The following is a 17,866-nucleotide window of genomic DNA, read 5'->3' on the forward strand; positions in this document are numbered from 1 at the left end:
ACTGCCTCCCACAGTCGCCGCGACATCCCGATTCGCACGGCCGACCAAGGCACACTGTACGGATCTCGCTGGGGGGCCGCGGCGCTCGGGTCAGCCGTCGGACCCTGATACAGTGGCGCGCCGTCGATTCCTCTTCGGCCCGCCGGACCGGATCAGTCGATCAGGCCGCGCGGGCGGACCACCATTACCGAGGAGGCGCGCTTGCCCTTCTCCTCCAGCAGGGCGATCGCGGTGCCGTCCTCGGTGAGTGCGGCGTGCACACCCTTGATACCGATGGGATCCAGCCAGCGCCCGTCGCGCAGGGATTCGGCCTCCGCGGCGGTAATGGTGCGGTGCGGGAAGGCAGTGCGGATCGCTTCATCGATGCCGAGGCTGAGCAGTGGGGCATCGGATTCGGCGGCGGTCGCCAATTCGTCCAGGGTACGGGCATGTTCGAGGGTGAACGGGCCGACCCGGGTGCGGCGCAACGCGGTCAGATGTCCGCCTACGCCGAGCGCCGCGCCGAGATCACGCGCGAGGGCGCGAATGTAAGTGCCGGAGGAACATTCGACGACGACATCCAGATCGACGAACTCGCCGTCCGCGATATCGCGGCGGGCCAGGATATCGAAACGGGATACGGTGACCGGGCGGGCCGCGAGCTGCACGTCCTCACCGGCGCGATGCCGGGCGTAGGCGCGTTCGCCGTTCACCTTGATGGCGCTCACGGTGGCGGGCACCTGCTCGATATCGCCGGTGAGTTGCGCGGTCCGCGTGGTGATCTCGTCATCGGTGAGGTGCAGTGCGGCGATGGTGTCGAGGATCTCGCCCTCGGCGTCGTCGGTCGTGGTCGCCTGCCCGAGCCGGATGGTCGCGGTGTAGGCCTTGGTCGTGAGGGTCAGCAGGCCCAGCAGCTTGGTGGCGCGTTCCACCCCGAGCACGAGCACACCGGTGGCCATCGGATCGAGGGTGCCCGCATGCCCGATCTTCTTGGTGCGCAACAGCCTTCGACACTTGGCCACGACATCGTGACTGGTCCAGCCGCCGTCCTTGTCGACGATCAGCAGACCGCCGAGCACATCGCGCGCGGGCGCGGCCGATTCGGCCATCAGTCGTGCGCGATCGCGGTCAGGATCAGCCCGTCGCCGATCACCCAGCGCCCGTCGAACGAAATGAGCGGCATCCCGCCGTCGGTGGTCTGCCCCGGCACCAGCAGATCGCTGTGGAAGGTGCCCGAGCCGCCACCGTCGGAGCTCTCGTCGATGGTGAACGTGATATGCGCTTCCTCGAAGCCGAGCCAGCGCAGGGTCAGCGGAAACCACGCCTTATAGGTGGCTTCCTTGGCGCAGAACAGCAGGCGATCCAGATGCAGGTCGGAGGGCGCGGATCCCAGCCATGCCCGCTCCTGCGGCAGGCTTACCGAATCCAGCACACCCTCCGGCAGCGGTCCATGCGGCTCGGCGTCGATGCCGATGGAGCGGAACCGCAGCTTATGCGCGAGTGCCGCGGCCCGGTAGCCGTCGCAGTGCGTCAGGCTGCCGACGATCCCGCGCGGCCACAGCGGCATGCCGCGCTCCCCCTTGCCGATCGCGACCGCGGGCTCGCCGAGTTCCGCAAGTGCCTGCCGGGCGCAGTGCCTGGCACCGATGAAGTCCCGGCGCCGCTTCTCCACCGACTTGGCAATGAGATGCTCCTCCGCCGGATGTGGCTTCAGATCCTCCGGGTACTCCAGCAGCTCGGCCGACGCGACCCCGCTGGGCAGAATTTTCTCGATCATCACTGACGAGCTTAATGGCCGCGGCCGAACCCGAGTCGCCGCGGCCGGTCGGGCATGCGAGGCGATGCGCGGACCCGCCGAACGCGACTACGTGACGGGCACCGGCGCGGGTGCGGTATCGCGCGCCGGTCCCGGCAGGATCACGGCACCGACAACAGCGCCTGCGGCGAGCAGACCGGCGGCCACGAGCAAGGCGGTGGTGTAACCGTCGGCCAGGCCAGGACCCTCGGTCCGGCCGTTGACATCGGCCGCGATCGTCACCAGCACCGCCAAACCCAGCGAACCACCCAGCTGCCGTGCGCTGTTGAGCACACCCGAGGCGAGGCCGGACTGTTCCGCGGGCACGCCCGTCACGCCCGCGACCATCGCGACCACCGAGGCGCCGATGCCGATGGGACCGAACAGGCGAACGCCGACATCCTCGCCGAATTCCCCACCGCCGTGCGGATGTTGCCGCGGTGGGCGCGCATCCGCGACGACTACCGGACCAGCGCGGCGGTCACGCACCTCATCGACGGGTTGGTACGCGGAATACCCCCGGCGGACACCGAGGCCTGATCAGCCCCGGCGCCGCGCGTCATCGTTCTCGCGAGATCACACGCCGCGGCGGCGCTCGGCCTTACTGCGCATTTCGGCGGCCGCGGCCTCCATCTCCGGTGTGACCTTGAAATGACCGCCCCACTTGTTCAGCGAACCCGGCGGATAGGCCGGGGTCGGCAGAATCTGGCGCAGCAGCTGATCGGGCAGGCCGCGGCGCTGCCACTCGCGCGGGTAACCGAGCGAAACCTCCTCGAAGCGGACACCGTCGTAGAAGGAGGTGCGCGGAATGTGCAGGTGACCGTAGACCGAGCACACCACGTTGTAGCGGGTGTGCCAGTCGGCGGTCAGCGTGGTGCCGCACCACAGCGCGAACTCCGGATACCAGAGCACATCGGTGGGCTGACGAACCAGCGGGAAATGATTGATCAACACGACCGGCGTGCCCTCGGGCAATGCGTCCAGCCTGCGCTTGGTCGCCTGCACCCGGGCGTGGCACCAGGCGTCGCGGGTCAGATACGGATCCGGCGACAGCATGAATTCGTCGGTGGCCACCACATTGCGCTCACGCGCGATGGCCAGACCCTCCGCCTTGGTGGTGGCGCCCTCCGGCAGGAACGAATAGTCGTACAGCAGGAACATCGGCACCAGCGTCACCGGCGCACCGAACTCCTCCGCACCCGCACCCGCCCATACCGGGAACGGATCCTCGGGCGTCAGCACATCCAGATCCCGGCAGACCGACACCAGATAGTCGTACCTGGCGGCCCCGTGCATCTGCACCGGATCCTTCGGCGTCGTCCACAACTCGTGGTTACCCGGGACCCAGATCACCTTCGCGAACCGGCTGCGCAGCAACTCCAGCGCCCACCGGACGTCCTCGGCTTTCTCTCCCACGTCCCCGGCCACGATCAGCCAGTCCTCCGGCGAATCCGCCCGGATCTGCTCGACGATCGGCCGATTCCCCTGGTGCCCGACATGAACGTCGCTCACCGCCATCAACTTGGGTATCACCACACCCACCTTGTCACATCCGTCCCCGGCCCGGCTCGTCGACCATCGGGCCGCCGCCGACGGGCCGCGTCGGGGCAGGCCATTCCGCGATGCTTCGTATCCTCGACTGCCACCTACTCGCACCCCACACGTATCGAAGTCGAACCACCCCGGCCGCAGTCCTTCCCGGTAATCGCCCGGCCACGACTGCCCATTACGCGCGGGCGCGGCGTTGCGCCGTCCGGTTCCGGCGGACATCGACCGAATTCGCGCCAGGTGCCGCTGGCTTCGGCAGTGCCGCGTCCCGTCGGAGGGAGCGTGTCGCGTCAGCTGTCGTCCACCCCCGGGCAGTATCGGCGAGCGCGCGGGCGACCGGGTCGTGGCCTGGTGGGCGCAGAGGGAATCGCACACCTCCGCGCGCCGCTACGAACGCTCAGGCGATAGCCGCGACCGGATGGATCGTGCCCGATGGGCCGATGCGGCTAGCCGGTCCAGCGGAAACGGGCACCGGGCGCGAAACCGGATGCGATGGTGAGACTTCCGTTCGGTTCGCGGCGGCAGGAGGCGACGGCGATATGGCAGGGGCGGTCGATCTCCGGCGGAATGCGGACGCCGCCGTCGATCTCGTAGCGCATATTGGTGACCTTCCAGGAACGGGCCTGTGGGTCGTCCGGGGAGAACGGGGGCGCATCGGGGCGGACGACCACGTAGACCTCGGTGATGCCGACCGGCCAGGTGAAGACCAGCAGACCGTTGCGTTCGGCGAGTTGGGAGACGGCGGGAATTCCGCTGGGGGCCGGGTCATCCCGGGGTTCCGGAGGTCGGGTCGATTGCGGGGATATGGGCGACTGCTGCCGCGACGAGGCGGCCGACGGTTGGGCCACCGACGAATGCGGCGGAGCCACGGACGCGGTCGACTCAGCCCCTGACGACTGCGACCGACCCGCCGTCGAATGCGGCTGCGACGCGGCCGCCTGCGACTGAGCCGCCGACGCGGCCGCCGATGGATGCGGCGGAGCTAAGGATGAGGGTGACTCGGCGTCCGTCGAATACGACCGGCCCACCGTCGGAGACGGCTGGGACGTCGTTCCGTGCGACTGCGCGGTCGGGGCGGGGGCGTCAGATCGGGTGATCTCGGAGTAGCGGCCGGATACCGCCGCGGCGACCGCGTAAACCGGGGGTGCCCCAATCGGTGGTGCACCGCCGTCCTCGAGTTCGGTGGCGCGGGTGCGGCCGACGACTCGCCAGGACCCGTCGGGTTGCAGGCGTGTCACCCGATAGTCGACATTCTCGGTGGGTGAGGGCGACCAGGTGATCTCGACCGAACCGTCGCGCGTCCGGGTGACCTCGACCCGGGCGGGTGCCTCGACCGGGGTCGCGGCCAATGCCGCGGCCGCGCCCACGTGGTCGGCGCAGAGAGCTTGGGCGGCATGCAATCCGCGGGCGCGTTCGGCGGCGGGGCCGGACTGCGCGGCGGCGACGAGCCGATCCGCCTCGGCGATCGCACGCTGGGCTTCGGCGAGCAACTCGTCCAGACCGGTTTCCTGACCGGTGGGCGGCGGCACGTCGGAGGCGGTGCGCCGCAGGTGCTCCAGATGTTCGACGGCTTCGACGTAGCGTTTGGCGGCCCGCGCCGAGATGACGGTGCGCCACCGCACCGCGGCCTCGGCCAGCACTCGTTCGACCTCGTCGGCGACCGATCGGATGGGTGTCGCTCCGGTGCCGTTATCGAGTTGCCGGGCAGCGGCGACCTCCCGTGCGGCCTCCTGAGGACGGCCGTTGCGCAGGGCGGCCCGGGCTGCCTTGAGCGGCTCCTCCCAGGCCCGGGTCGCCGATTGCCGCGCGACGGGCGTTGCGGGCGACGTCGTTTCGCGACGGGGCGGGACGGGCGGCGCACTCTCGATGCGGGCGCCGAGCTGGGTTGTGAGATCGGTGAGTACCCGGATCGCCTCGGCCCGATCCAGCCCGAGTTCGATGGCCTCGTCCAGCAGGAACTGGTAGTCCTCGCCGACCAACTGATCCTCGACCAGCACCGCCGCGCGCACCTTCGGGCGCAGTTCGGCGGCGACATCCTCGATCACCGACCGCACATAATCCTGAACCTCCGGCCCGCCACCCTCGAGCAAATCCTGGACGTGCACCAGCAATTCATCCAGGACGACGCGGACCCGGCCGGGCGGCAGCTCCCGGGAGCGAGCTCGCAGCGCGTCGGCGCGCAACCGGATCTCCCCGGTATGTGTGGCGCGCGTGGGATCCAACCCGAGCAGGGCGAAAAGCGTTGGGGTGGGCGGACCTTCGAGCAGACGCTCCCATTCGCTGAGCAATTGCCGTATCTGCTTGCGGCGCTGTTCGGCGAGCACCCCACCGGGCGGGGCCGCAGGCTCCCGGTCGGCGAGGACCTTATGTCTGCGCAGCCGCGCCGCGACCTCGGCGGCGCTGAGCCCGCCCATCGCGCCGATCTCCTCCAGACCGGTGACCTTCCCAGCGGGCACCCCGCCGTACCGCTGCACCAGGCGCGAGATGGCGGTGTCGAGCATCTCGTAGCGGTCGGCATCGCGCTGCTCACGCTCCTGCCGCACCCGCATCGCCTCGGCCCGCCGGGAACTCGCGTGCAGCAGCAACTCGGAACGCAGAGCGTGATCGTCTACCAACAGACCGACCAGCACCCGGTACTTCGGGTGGTCGCGCTGGCGTTGCCAGAAGCCCCACACCTCCTCGACGCGGGCCGCCACCTCCGCATCACCCAGCGTCTCCGCCTCGTCGAGCGGAATGTCGTAGAGCTCGAACGAATCCGAGTGCTCGATACCGCCGCGGCGCTCGACGGCGGCGAGCACACGTTTGCGGTAGTCGTTCGGATCGAAGGCAAGCATGCGGCTACTCAACTGGCGCGGCGGCGCGAGCGCTGAACCTGGTCGAGTTCTCGCGCCACATCCGCCTGGGACAGGGTGGCTCCGGTCTGCGCCGAGAGTGTCAACGGCATATTCGCGTCGACGTGATGCGCCGTCACATGCAGTACGCCGTCGAAGCCCATCTCGAAGGTGACTCGCACCTCGCTGCCCGCCGGATACCCGGGCGGTATACCGCGGATGCGGCCTTCGACCAGCACCTTCGTATCCTCCGGGCGCACCGACGCGGCCTGACCCTGCTGCTCGACAATGGTCAGCTCGATCTGGTCCTGATCCTCGCGCACCGTGCCGAAGGATCGGCGCACACGCACCGGCAGGGTCTGGTTGCGATGCACCAGCCAGGAGGCCGCGAGTCCGTAGTGGGTGTCGAGCGCGAGCACACCGAAGCCGCGCGAGACAACGGTGTCGACCTCGATCTCCAGCATCCTCCGGACCAGGCCGACCGGCTGTGCGAAGGACTCCGCCACCCGGGCGATGGACTGCTCCAGATCGGCGGGCGCGGCCTCCCGCAGGGTCGAACCGTCCCGCAGCCTGCCACGAGTCACCAGGTCGGCGAGGACCAGCCGCTCCATCTCCAGCTTCTCGCCGTAGAGCGCGGCGCCGCGCGCCACCGATAGATCCGGGTCGCGCAGTTCGCCCGCGAGTCCGAGTTCCTTGCGTAGTTCGCGCTCCACCATCGGCATCCGTGAGGATCCGCCGACCAGCAGCAGCCGGTCCACCGAGGCGACGCCGCGCTCACCAGCGGCCGCCAGGCAATCCCGGGTGAGGTCGATGGTGCGGCGCATCAGCGAGGACGTCATCGATTCGAGTTCGTCGCGGGTCAGCGAGACGACCGCGCGGGCACCGTCATGCGCGACCACCACATCGGTGTGTTCCATCTCGCTGAGCTCGCGCTTGGCTTGCTCGGCGGCGAGCACCAGCATCTGTGAGCCCGCCGAATCGTCCAGCGGATCCTCGGCGTCCGGGTTCGCGGCACAGAACTGTTGCGACAGGTACAGGGCGATCCGCTCATCCCAGTCCGCGCCGCCGAGCTGATGGTCGCCCTCGACGGCGAGCACCGAGATGCGCCGATCGGCCAGTTCGATCACGGTGGCGTCGAAGGTGCCGCCGCCCAGGTCGTAGACGAGTACCGTCTCGCGCGCACCGGACGTGCCGACATCCACACTGCCGTCCAGCCTGCCGAACCCGTAGGACAGGGCGGCGGCGATCGGCTCGGACAGTACGCCCGCGACATCGAAACCCGCGTATGTGCCCGCCTGGATGGTGGCGCGACGTTCCTCGTCGCCGAAGTACGCGGGCACCGTGATCACCGCCCGCTGCACCGGGTCACCGCCGCTGAACTCGGCATCGGAGGCCAGACTCTTCAGGATCAACGCCGAAACCGCGGGCGCCGACCAGGTCTCGCCGTGCGCCGCGAACCGCCAGTCCGCATCGCCCATCCTGCGCTTCACCAACGCGCAGACGTGTTCCGGATCGAGGCGGGCCTGCCGCCGCGCACCCTCGCCGACCAGATGGTCGTACGCGGACGCGAACAGCACCACCGACGGAACCGTCGGCTCGCCGTTGATCCCTACCATGACTTCCGGACGACCGTCGGCGTCGATCCGCGCGATTGCCGAGTTCGTTGTGCCCAGGTCGATCCCGTAGACCCCCATGGGACGCGATCGTAGCAGCCATCGCCGACACCTATCCAGCCGCCGACCGGCGAATCCCGCTGACGCCCAAACCAATAGACCTGATCTCGGGCTATGGTGCGAATATGACCGAACCAGTCGCGCCGACGGGCGCGGGAATCGACCCCGCCGCACCGCACTTCGGCGAGACCCGAACCGAGCCATCGACGCAGCGGGACGGAGCGGGCACAGGCCCGAACGCGCTGCCCTCCGACGGATCCGCCACGGCGACGGCACCTCTCGGCGAGCCCGCACCCACACTGCACGATGTGCTGACGCAACTCGCGCAGACCCGAGCCCAGCTGATGGAGCGGGTCGAGGACCTGTCCCGGGTGATCGCCCGCCAGGCCGCCACCATCGAACGCCTCACCGACGACGCCAAGGCCCGCGACCGACGCGAACGCCAGGGCGCCGATCTCCCGCTCGTCACCGAACTCTTCGCATTGCACGGCGATACGACCGCCTGCGCCGCCACCGCCGAATCCGATCGCGAACGCTCGGCCTTCGAAGCCGTCGCCACCCGAATCGAACGCCTCCTCGTCGGCCGCGGCGGCACCCTCGTCGCCCCCGCCCCCGACACCCCCTTCGACGCCCTCACCATGGAGGCCGCCGACGTCGCCCCCACCGACAATCCCGACGCCGACCGCACCGTCGCGGCACTGGTCCAGCCCGGACTCGGCATCCCCGGCCGCTCCGTGCGCCCGGCCCGAGTGGTGGTCCACCGGTTCCAGCCGACCACGTAGCTCTCGGACCACCGCGCATCGGCGAAGCGCCCGGTCCGCTAGACGCTGCCCACCGGAATATCGGCGCCGACGCGGGCCCAGCGACCCGACCGAGCGCGCCGAACGACCGCGACCGAGCGCAGGACCATGAAAGCGACCAGCCCGGACCAGATTCCGGCGATACCCCAATCCAATGCGAGGGAAAGCCAGATGGCGGGCAGAAAACCGAGCAGGGCGGCGCCGAGGGTGGCGGTGCGCAGGAAGGCCGCGTCGCCCGCACCGAGCAGCACCCCGTCGAGCGCGAAGACAATGCCCGCGACGGGGATCAGGCCGACGAAGAACCACCAGGCGACGTGGGTGCGGTCCAGCACCGCGGGATCGTCGGTGAACAGTTTCGGGATAACGCTGTAGCCCGCCGCGAAGCAGGCGGCCAGCAGCAGCGAGAACACCTCGGACCAGAGTGTGATCCGGCGCGCCAGCCCGCGGGCCCCGCGCGCGCTGCCCGCACCGAGTGCGGATCCGACCAGCGTCTGCGCCGCGATGGCCAGCGAATCCAGCGTCAGCGCGAGGAAGTTCCACAGTTGCAGCACCAACTGGTGAGCGGCGACGGAGGCGGCCCCGAACCGCGAGGCCACGGCCGCCGCCGAGACGAAACAGGCCTGGAAGGCCAGGCTGCGAAGGATCAGGTCGCGGCCGAGCACCAGCTGTGCCCGGATCACCGCCCAATGCGGAGCCGGCGAAACCCGTTCCCGCATCAGCGCGTAGAGAAACAGTGCGGCCGTCAGCAGCTGCCCCACCACATTCGCCACCGCCGAACCGGGCAGCTCCATCCGCGGCGCGCCCAGCAATCCGTGCACCAGCACCGGGCAGAGCACCCCCGAAACCGATAGCCCGGCAGCAACATAGATGAGTGGCCGCCGAGTCTCCTGTACCCCGCGCAGCCAACCGTTGCCCGCCATCGACATCAGGATCAGGGGCACCCCGAACAGGGCGATCCGCACCCAGTCCAGCGCTGCCGCCGCGATATTCCCGCCACCGGCGATCGCATTCGTCACCGGCACCGCGAACGCCTGGACCACCCCGAGAATCAGTAGCCCCACCCCGACCGCGATCCAGGTCGCCTGCACACCTTCGGCCACCGCCCCGCGCGCATCCCCCGCCCCGTGCCGCCGCGCCGCCCGCGCCGTCGTGCCGTAGGACAGGAACGTCAGCTGTGAACTCACCTGCGCCAGAATCAACCCGCCGACCGCCAATCCGGCCAATGCCAGCGCGCCGAGCCGCCCGATCACCGCCATATCGAACAAGAGATAGATCGGCTCCGCGACCAGCACACCCAAGGTGGGCAGCGCCAGTCCGAGAATCCGCCGCGGACCCGCCGTCGCCGCACCCTCGCCCGGCGTCGCCGCATCGCCCACCACCGGACTATCCGACACCACAGCGCGACTCGACACCCCGGCCCCACCCGACACCACCGCATCACCTGACACCACCGCGCCACCCGACACCATGGTGGTCATCATTCCGGCGGCCTCCGCGCCCGCGGTCGTCTCGGCATCCTCGCGGCCCCGCTGCTTCATGCGGGCCTCGCCACGAATGCGGTAAGGGCGCGCCCGGGACCGAGTGCCGGAATGCACTTCGAATCCACCGCCTGGCCCCGCACGAAAACCCTCCCGCCGCCGGACTCCTCGAACCACCCTGCCACAACAGACCACCGTCCACGGCGATCCGCCGGCACGCTATCGACCCGAACGAGCCGGCGGCGTCGCCCGGCACACCGATGACCGCGGGTACCCGGCGCAGTCACAGCGCGGATCCAATTCCGTTGGGCAGCACGGCGACAGCGTTCAGCCGAGTTCGGACAGTAGCGCCGCGACCACATCTTCGGGCCGACCGTGCGTGGTGTATCCCGCCGCGAACCGATGCCCGCCGCCGCCCAGCGCGGTGGCGACCTCGGCGACGTCGACTCCGTCCTGCGCCCCCGGACCGCTGTCGCGCGAGCGCAGCGAGACCGTCCATCGGCCGTCGACACTGCGGGATTCCTTGAATACCGCGGCGATTCCCGCCTCCGCTGTGGTGCGAATGATGTCGATGACGCTCTCGACCTCCTCCGAATGCACCCCCGCCACATCGTCGCGCCGCACGAACGCATAGGCCAGTCCGATACCGCCGCGCGCGCCGGGCTCCAAGCGTGCCGAACCCAATACCCGCGACAGCATCGGCAGCCAGTCGAACGGATGGGTGTCGAGCAGGGTGCGGGCGATCTCGGCGCCGTCGATTCCGGTGTCGAGCAACCGTTCCGCCAGCCGGTGGGTACCCGGCCGCACCCACCGGAACGACCCGGTATCGGTGACCAGTCCGGCGTACAGGCAGTGCGCCACTTCGGGATCGATCGGCACACCCCACGCGTCGAAGAGCCGCGCCAGCAGGCTGGTGGTCGATTCCGCGCCCGCGTCGACCACATTGATCATGCCGAAGCAGGTGTTGGAGCGGTGATGGTCGATCACCAATGTCGTTGTGGCGCCCGCCAATCGGTCGGCGAGCGCGCCGAGGCGGCCCGCACTGCCGCAGTCGACCGCGACGAGTAGATCCACCTCGCGTGGCACCTCGGCGGGCCGCACCAGATGCTGTACACCCGGCAGCGAACGCATCGAGATCGGCAGATCGGCGGGCTCGTCGAACGACACCCACACCGGAACCCCGCGCCGATGCAATACCAGCGCCAACGCGAGCCCACTGCCGACGGTGTCGGCATCCGGCTGCACGTGACACAGGATGGTCACCGAGCGGGCAGCCGTGAGTGCCGCTACGGCCGCGTCGAAGTCGACCGGGTTACCACTCGTTGTCATCCGCGCCGCAGTCTCTTTGTAGTTCTTTCTCAGGACTCGTCGTCGTCGCGCTCGACCTTGTACGGGTCGGCATCACCGGCATGGGTCGCGTTGGCCGCCACCTTCGCCACCGCGTCGTCGGCGGCCCTGGCGCGCGCCAGCAGCTCCTCCATCTCGCGGGCGGCATCGGGCACCTTGTCCAGCACGAACGCCAGCGTCGGGGTGAACTTCACACCGGTCCCCGCACCCACCTTGGAGCGCAGCACACCCTTGGCCTTTTCCAGACCTGCGGCCGCTGCCGCGTAATCCGGTTCGGCGTCCAAGGTTTCCCCCATGACCGTGTAGTACACCGTCGCCTCGCGTAGATCACCGGTGACCTTCGCGTCGGTGACCGTCACGAAACGCAGCCGCGGATCCTTGATCTCGTATTCGATCGCGGTCGCCACGATCGAGGAAATCCGCTTGGCGAGTCGGCGTGCCCTGGCTTGATCCACCATGGCCGTTTCCTCCTCACTCTCACTATGAAAAAAGTTCAGTCCTCGGGTCCGAAGATCCGGCGGCGTACTGCCAGCAACTGTAACTCCGGACGCGCCGCGACGTGACGTTCACATCTGTCGAGCACCTCGGTCAGATGCCCCATTCCGGGACTGACCATGGCTACCCCCAGCAACGAGCGGCGATACAGATCATGTTCCCCACCCTCGGCGGCACTCACCCCGAAGCGCTGCAATTCGGCCAGCACCGGCCGGATCACGGAGCGCTTCTCCTTGAGCGAATGCACGTCTCCGAGCAGGATGTCGAATTCGAGTGCACCCAGGTACACGGACACCTCTTCAGTGTTGAATTGCGATGGGAGCGGGCCCCGCACGGTCGCGCAGGCTATCGCCTCCGTGCCCGACGCCCCCGCCATGCGCCGGACCAGATCGGACGCCGCGCCCCCCGAATCGGGGGGCGCGGCGTTCCGGCCATCGATCAGTCGCGCGGCTTCTCGCGCAACTCGTACGCCTCGATGATGTCGCCTTCCTTGATATCGCTGTAGGTCACGGTCATACCGCACTCGAAACCTTCGCGAACCTCGACGGCGTCGTCCTTCTCCCGCTTCAGCGAGGAGATGGACATCGTCTCGGCGATCACCACATTGTCGCGGAGCAAACGCGCCTTGGCGTTGCGCTTCACGCTGCCCGAGGTAACCATGCAACCGGCGATATTGCCGACCTTCGACGAACGGAAGATGGCCCGGATCTCGGCGCGACCCAGCTCGACCTCTTCGTAGATCGGCTTGAGCATGCCCTTGAGGGCCTTCTCGATCTCGTCGATGGCCTGGTAGATCACCGAGTAGTACCGGATATCCACGCCTTCGCGGTTGGCCAGTTCGGTCGCCTTGCCCTCGGCCCGGACGTTGAACCCGATGATGATCGCGTTCGACGCCGACGCCAGGTTGACGTTGGTCTCGGTGACACCACCGACACCGCGGTCGATCACCCGCAGCCGCACCTCGTCGTCGATCTCGATACCCATGAGGGCCTCTTCGAGGGCCTCGACGGTACCGGAGTTGTCGCCCTTGAGGATCAGGTTCAGCTCCGAAGTCTCCTTCAGCGCGGCATCCAGATCTTCCAGGCTGATCCGCTTGCGGCTACGCGCGGCCAGGGCATTGCGCTTGCGCGCATTGCGCCGGTCGGCGATCTGGCGAGCGATCCGGTCCTCGTCGACGACGAGCAGGTTGTCACCGGCGCCGGGCACCGATGTGAAACCGATGACCTGGACGGGCCGCGACGGCAGGGCCGCGTCGACGTCGTCACCGTGCTCGTCCACCATGCGGCGCACACGACCGTAGGCATCGCCCGCGACGATCGAGTCGCCGACGCGCAGCGTGCCGCGCTGCACCAGCACCGTGGCCACCGGACCACGGCCGCGGTCGAGGTGCGCCTCGATGGCGACACCCTGCGCGTCCATATCCGGGTTGGCCCGCAGGTCCAGCGCCGCGTCCGCGGTCAGCAGCACCGCCTCGAGCAGCTGCTCGATATTGGTGCCCTGCTTGGCGGAGATGTCGACGAACATGGTGTCGCCACCGTATTCCTCGGCCACCAGGTTGTATTCGGTCAGCTGCTGCCGGATCTTGTCCGGGTTCGCGCCTTCCTTGTCGATCTTGTTGACCGCCACGACGATCGGCACGTCGGCCGCCTGCGCGTGGTTGATCGCCTCCACCGTCTGCGGCATGACGCCGTCGTCGGCGGCGACCACCAGGATCGCGATATCGGTGGCCTTCGCACCACGGGCACGCATGGCGGTGAACGCCTCGTGACCCGGGGTGTCGATGAAGGTGATGAGCCGGTCGGTGTCGCCCAGGTGGGTGAGCACCTGGTAGGCGCCGATGTGCTGGGTGATGCCGCCGGCCTCGCCCTCACGGACGTTGGCCTTACGGATGGTGTCCAGCAGTCGGGTCTTACCGTGGTCGACGTGACCCATGACGGTCACCACCGGCGGCCGCTGCTCGAGATCCTCTTCGCCGCCCTCGTCCTCACCGTAGGTCAGGTCGAACGATTCCAGCAGCTCGCGGTCCTCGTCCTCGGGGCTGACCACGTGCACGACGTAGTTCATCTCGCTGCCGAGCAGCTCGAGGGTCTCGTCGTTCACCGACTGGGTCGCGGTGACCATCTCACCGAGGTTGAACAGGGCCTGCACCAAGGCAGCCGGGTTCGCGTCGATCTTCTCCGCGAAGTCCGACAGCGAGGCGCCGCGGGCGAGCCGGATGATCTCGCCGTTGCCGCGCGGCAGCCGCACGCCGCCGACGGCGGGCGCCTGCATGCTCTCGTACTCGGCGCGCTTCGCCCGCTTCGACTTGCGGCCACGACGCGGCGCACCACCGGGGCGACCGAACGCACCGGCCGCACCACCGCGACCACCGGGGCCACCCGGACGACCGCCGCCACCGGGGCGACCACGGAAGCCGCCCGCCGCGGGAGCACCCGCACCGGCACCGGCACCGGGCGCACCCGTGCCGCCACCGCCACCGCCGCGGTAGCCACCGCCACCGCCGCCGGGACGACCGGCGCCACCGGGACCGCCACCGGGACGACCCGGACGACCCGCACCGGCACCGCCGCCCGGACCCGGACGCGCCGAACGCTGCGGCATGGCACCGGGATTCGGACGCGGCGGCATCGAGCCGGGGCTCGGCCGCGGACCACCCGGACGGGGGCCGCCGCCTTGAGCTGCGGCCGGACGCGGACCACCCGGGCCCTGGCCGGGACGCGGACCACCCTGCGCCGGACCCGGACGCGGACCGCCCTGGGCCGGACCCGGACGCGGACCACCCTGGCCGGGAGCCGGACGCGGCGCGCGCTCACGCTCGGGAGCGGGCGCCGAGGAATAGGGGTTGTTGCCGACCCGCGGGGTCTTGGGGCCGGGCTTCGGACCACCCGGACGCGGACCACCCTGCGCCGGAGCGCCGGGACGCTGCTGCTGGCCGGGACGCGGCGCACCCGGGGTCGGGCGCGGACCGGTCGGGGCCGGAGCGGCCTTGGCGACCGGAGCCGATTCCTGAGCGGGCGCGGGGGCCGGAGTCACCGGGCCCGGCTTCACGACCGGTCCGGGGCGCACGCCCTCGGACGGACGGGAAGGAGCCGGAGCCGGGGTCGACGCGACGACCGGGGTCGCCGGAGCGGCCGCGGCCGGGGCGGCGGGCTGCGCCGGAGCCGGGGTACGGGGACCGGGGCGCGGACCCCCCGCAGCGGGCTTCGCGGCCGGACGGGCCTGCGAAGCGGGACCGGGGCGCGCCCCGGTCTTGGAGTCTGCCGGCGCGGACTTCGCCGCCAGCGACTCACGCAGCCGACGTGCGACGGGTGCTTCCACCGTCGAGGACGCCGACTTCACGAACTCGCCCTGCTCCTTGAGCTTCGCGAGTAGTTCTTTGCTCGTGACACCGAGTTCTTTGGCCAACTCGTGCACGCGGGCCTTGCCTGCCACTGCTCTCCTCACTGAGAGGTCGAGCAGCTCCGCCGGTTCAGGGGACGGCGGCCCGCACGACCTCGGGTTATCTCCGATGGACGTTCATCGTTGGTACTTCACGGTGTGCTCATGAGTGCTCGTGCCTGTTCTCGAGGTAATGCTCCAGGGCTGAGATATCCAGATGTCCGGACACTCGTAGTGCTCTGCCGAATGCTCGGCGTCGTTCTGCGGTGCTCAGACAAGACGAAAGGGGGTGCAACCAGGCACCCCTCCCGGGAAGTCTGCGCCGCGGATCGGGAACGATCGCGACGATACGGGATCCGTCACCGGAATCCCGATCTTGCGCCACGATCCGCAACAGATCGACGGCCAACTCGCGCTTCCGGCACCCGATACATGTCCGCACCGGAGCCGACGGGCGCTGGGGCGCCGGGTCTTGCTCGATGGTGCTTTCCTGCCGGGAAACCGAAGGCTCGCGCTGAACCTGTGACCACTCTACCGCTGTCCCGCCCGGAACACCGAACCCCGCCCCCGCGGAAGTTACCAACATGTCATCCCGGCTGCTCGATTCCCGATTCGCCCGATCCGGTTCACGGCTCGCCGGACCGACCGAAGCGCGCCGTGGCGCGCCGCCCTCCGTCAACTTCGGTGCGCCTCCGTCCGCACGCTGCCGCCCATGTCAGGGGCGGCATCGCTACGGATATCGATGCGCCAGCCCGTGAGCCGGGCCGCCAGACGGGCGTTCTGACCCTCCTTGCCGATCGCCAGCGACAGCTGGAAATCCGGGACAACGACCCGGGCCGCGCGCGCCTCGGCGTCGACAATAGTGACCGAGACCACCTTCGACGGGGACAGTGCGTTGCCGACGAAGGTAGCCGGATCCTCGGCGAAATCGATGATGTCGATCTTCTCGCCCGCCAGCTCGCTCATCACATTGCGCACCCGCTGACCCATCGGGCCGATACACGCGCCCTTGGCGTTGACGCCGGGCACCGTGGAGCGCACCGCGATCTTGGAGCGGTGCCCGGCCTCGCGGGCCACCGCCACGATCTCCACCGAACCGTCCGCGATCTCCGGAACCTCCAGCGCGAACAACCGGCGAACCAGGTTCGGGTGGGTCCGCGACAGGGTGATCTGCGGGCCACGCGGGCCACGCGAGACGCCGACCACGTAGCACTTGATGCGGTCGCCGTGTTCGTAGGTCTCGCCGGGCACCTGCTCGGCGGGCGGAATCAGGCCCTCCGCACCGTGTAACTCGCTACCGATGCGCACCACCACGGTGCCGCGCGCGTTGGCGCGGGCATCGCGCTGGACCACACCGCCGACGATGTCGCCCTCGTGCGTGGAGAACTCGCCGAAGGACTTCTCGTTCTCGGCGTCGCGCAGCCGCTGCAGCACCACCTGGCGCGCCGTGGTCGCGGCGATCCGGCCGAATCCCTCCGGGGTGTCGTCCCATTCGGAGATGACGTTGCCGTCGGCGTCGAGCTCACGCGCCATCACCCGGACCACGCCGGTCTTCTGATTGATATCGATACGCGCATTGGGCTGGTGGCCCTCGGTATGGCGGTACGCGGTGAGCAGCGCCGACTCGATCGCGGAGATCACCGTCTCGATCGAGATCCCCTTGTCGGCGACAATCGCGCGCAGGGCTTCGATTTCGATGTTCATTCCACGATCCCTTCGGTCGGCGAATCGGACGCTGTTACGGATACTGCATGGGTATTTCCTTGGACATCTTCGGCATCCTGTCCCGGTACGGGCCTGCCGGGCACGACTCCGCCCGCGAGTTCCATTTCCCGCGCGCCGGGCGGGTTGAACTCGACCTGCACCACTGCCTCGGCGATATCGGCCAGCGGGACCGGTACCCGGTGCGGTTTCTGTTTACCGCCGAGCACCAGCGCCACCGAATCCTCGTCCAGCGCGCCGACCCGGGCCTCGAATCGCGTCGATCCACCCGGATCCGGTGGTTCCGCTCCGGGGCGCAGGGTTATCCGAACCTTGCGACCCTGGGCGCGGCGCCAGTGGCGGGCGGCGGTGAGCGGACGGCCGATGCCCGGGGTGGAGACCTCGAGCAGATACGGCGTCTCGCCGAAATCACCGGCCTCGTCGAGCACCTCCGAGAGTTCGTGGCTCAACGTGGCGATGGTGTCCAGATCGGAGGTGCCGTCGCTGTCGACGGTCACTTTCACTCGGGCCTGCGCATCCGCATGCTTACCTGCCGTCGAGATCTCGACGCCCTCGAGATCGAATCCTCGGCGTTCGACGAGTCCAGCAACTAGCTGGCTCACCCTTTCCTCGGTCGGCATCGGCATGGTGGGGCGGCTCCTGGTTCAGTTGTGACGCGGCTGGTCTTTTCGGGCGACCTGCAAGCAGGCGCTAGCGGTAAATTTCTGTACCGAAGGTCTAGCGTAACGCGCCACGAGAGTGTAAAGGACCAGCGGCCATAGGCAAGTTTGCTGGGTATGCCCGCTGCGGTCGGCGCTCCGAGGACCGGTCCGCGCCCCGG

General features: G+C 69.3%; 15 protein-coding genes. 1 reads left to right on the plus strand and 14 read right to left on the minus strand.

Features of this window, described 5'->3' with window-relative positions; translation table 11 throughout:
• Window positions 1–152 precede the first annotated feature (152 nt).
• The 6 genes from truB to AB0H61_RS04625 all read right to left on the minus strand — a co-directional run bounded on the left by truB (window position 153) and on the right by AB0H61_RS04625 (window position 7,847).
• Window positions 153–1,088, minus strand: a complete 936-nt coding sequence (truB, locus tag AB0H61_RS04600) for a tRNA pseudouridine(55) synthase TruB (protein WP_357299121.1) — start codon at window positions 1,086–1,088, stop codon at window positions 153–155.
• Window positions 1,088–1,756, minus strand: a complete 669-nt coding sequence (npt, locus tag AB0H61_RS04605) for a 4'-phosphopantetheinyl transferase Npt (RefSeq protein WP_357299124.1) — start codon at window positions 1,754–1,756, stop codon at window positions 1,088–1,090. Before npt ends, truB begins: the two co-directional genes overlap by 1 nt.
• 87 nt (window positions 1,757–1,843) lie before the next feature.
• Entirely contained in the window at window positions 1,844–2,263 is a 420-nt protein-coding gene (locus AB0H61_RS04610; RefSeq protein ID WP_357299126.1) for a hypothetical protein, read from the minus strand.
• An 87-nt stretch (window positions 2,264–2,350) separates the two neighbouring features.
• The gene (locus AB0H61_RS04615) at window positions 2,351–3,307 is read right to left on the minus strand and encodes a metallophosphoesterase (protein ID WP_357299127.1); all 957 of its coding nucleotides are present in this window, start codon (window positions 3,305–3,307) and stop codon (window positions 2,351–2,353) included.
• A 461-nt stretch (window positions 3,308–3,768) separates the two neighbouring features.
• Window positions 3,769–6,156, minus strand: coding sequence for an Ig-like domain repeat protein (locus AB0H61_RS04620; RefSeq protein WP_357299129.1), 2,388 nt, complete (start codon window positions 6,154–6,156; stop codon window positions 3,769–3,771).
• 8 nt (window positions 6,157–6,164) lie between these two features.
• Window positions 6,165–7,847 carry an Hsp70 family protein gene (locus AB0H61_RS04625; protein WP_357299131.1) on the minus strand — a complete coding sequence of 561 codons (1,683 nt, stop codon included), beginning with the start codon at window positions 7,845–7,847 and terminating at the stop codon, window positions 6,165–6,167.
• Between the two features lie 104 nt (window positions 7,848–7,951).
• Here AB0H61_RS04625 and grpE point away from each other — a divergent pair, with 104 nt between their 5' ends.
• A complete protein-coding gene (gene grpE / locus AB0H61_RS04630) occupies window positions 7,952–8,608 on the plus strand; it encodes a nucleotide exchange factor GrpE (RefSeq protein ID WP_357299134.1) in 657 nt (218 codons plus the stop codon).
• Between the two features lie 38 nt (window positions 8,609–8,646).
• Here grpE and AB0H61_RS04635 read toward each other — a convergent pair whose 3' ends face one another.
• From AB0H61_RS04635 to rimP, 8 genes are all read right to left on the minus strand, one after another.
• Complete coding sequence (locus AB0H61_RS04635; RefSeq protein ID WP_357299136.1) at window positions 8,647–10,164, minus strand: MATE family efflux transporter; 1,518 nt, start codon at window positions 10,162–10,164, stop codon at window positions 8,647–8,649.
• 267 nt (window positions 10,165–10,431) lie between these two features.
• Window positions 10,432–11,433: a bifunctional oligoribonuclease/PAP phosphatase NrnA gene (locus tag AB0H61_RS04640; RefSeq protein WP_357299138.1), complete on the minus strand. Its 1,002-nt coding sequence runs from the start codon at window positions 11,431–11,433 to the stop codon at window positions 10,432–10,434.
• 29 nt (window positions 11,434–11,462) lie between these two features.
• Window positions 11,463–11,909, minus strand: coding sequence for a 30S ribosome-binding factor RbfA (gene rbfA / locus AB0H61_RS04645; RefSeq protein ID WP_357299141.1), 447 nt, complete (start codon window positions 11,907–11,909; stop codon window positions 11,463–11,465).
• 35 nt (window positions 11,910–11,944) lie between these two features.
• Entirely contained in the window at window positions 11,945–12,235 is a 291-nt protein-coding gene (locus AB0H61_RS04650; protein WP_357299889.1) for a DUF503 domain-containing protein, read from the minus strand.
• A 149-nt stretch (window positions 12,236–12,384) separates the two neighbouring features.
• Window positions 12,385–15,378, minus strand: a complete 2,994-nt coding sequence (gene infB, locus AB0H61_RS04655; protein WP_357299143.1) for a translation initiation factor IF-2 — start codon at window positions 15,376–15,378, stop codon at window positions 12,385–12,387.
• A 109-nt stretch (window positions 15,379–15,487) separates the two neighbouring features.
• Window positions 15,488–15,907, minus strand: a complete 420-nt coding sequence (locus tag AB0H61_RS04660) for a YlxR family protein (protein ID WP_357299892.1) — start codon at window positions 15,905–15,907, stop codon at window positions 15,488–15,490.
• Between the two features lie 92 nt (window positions 15,908–15,999).
• The gene (gene nusA / locus AB0H61_RS04665; RefSeq protein WP_357299146.1) at window positions 16,000–17,028 is read right to left on the minus strand and encodes a transcription termination factor NusA; all 1,029 of its coding nucleotides are present in this window, start codon (window positions 17,026–17,028) and stop codon (window positions 16,000–16,002) included.
• On the minus strand, window positions 17,025–17,672 hold the full coding sequence (gene rimP, locus AB0H61_RS04670) for a ribosome maturation factor RimP (RefSeq protein ID WP_357299148.1): 648 nt from the start codon (window positions 17,670–17,672) through the stop codon (window positions 17,025–17,027). The genes nusA and rimP overlap by 4 nt, the downstream gene beginning before the upstream one ends.
• Between the last annotated feature and the right edge of the window lie 194 nt (window positions 17,673–17,866).

Source organism: Nocardia sp. NPDC050710 (assembly GCF_040654375.1).
In the GTDB taxonomy this organism is placed as follows: Bacteria; Actinomycetota; Actinomycetes; order Mycobacteriales; family Mycobacteriaceae; genus Nocardia.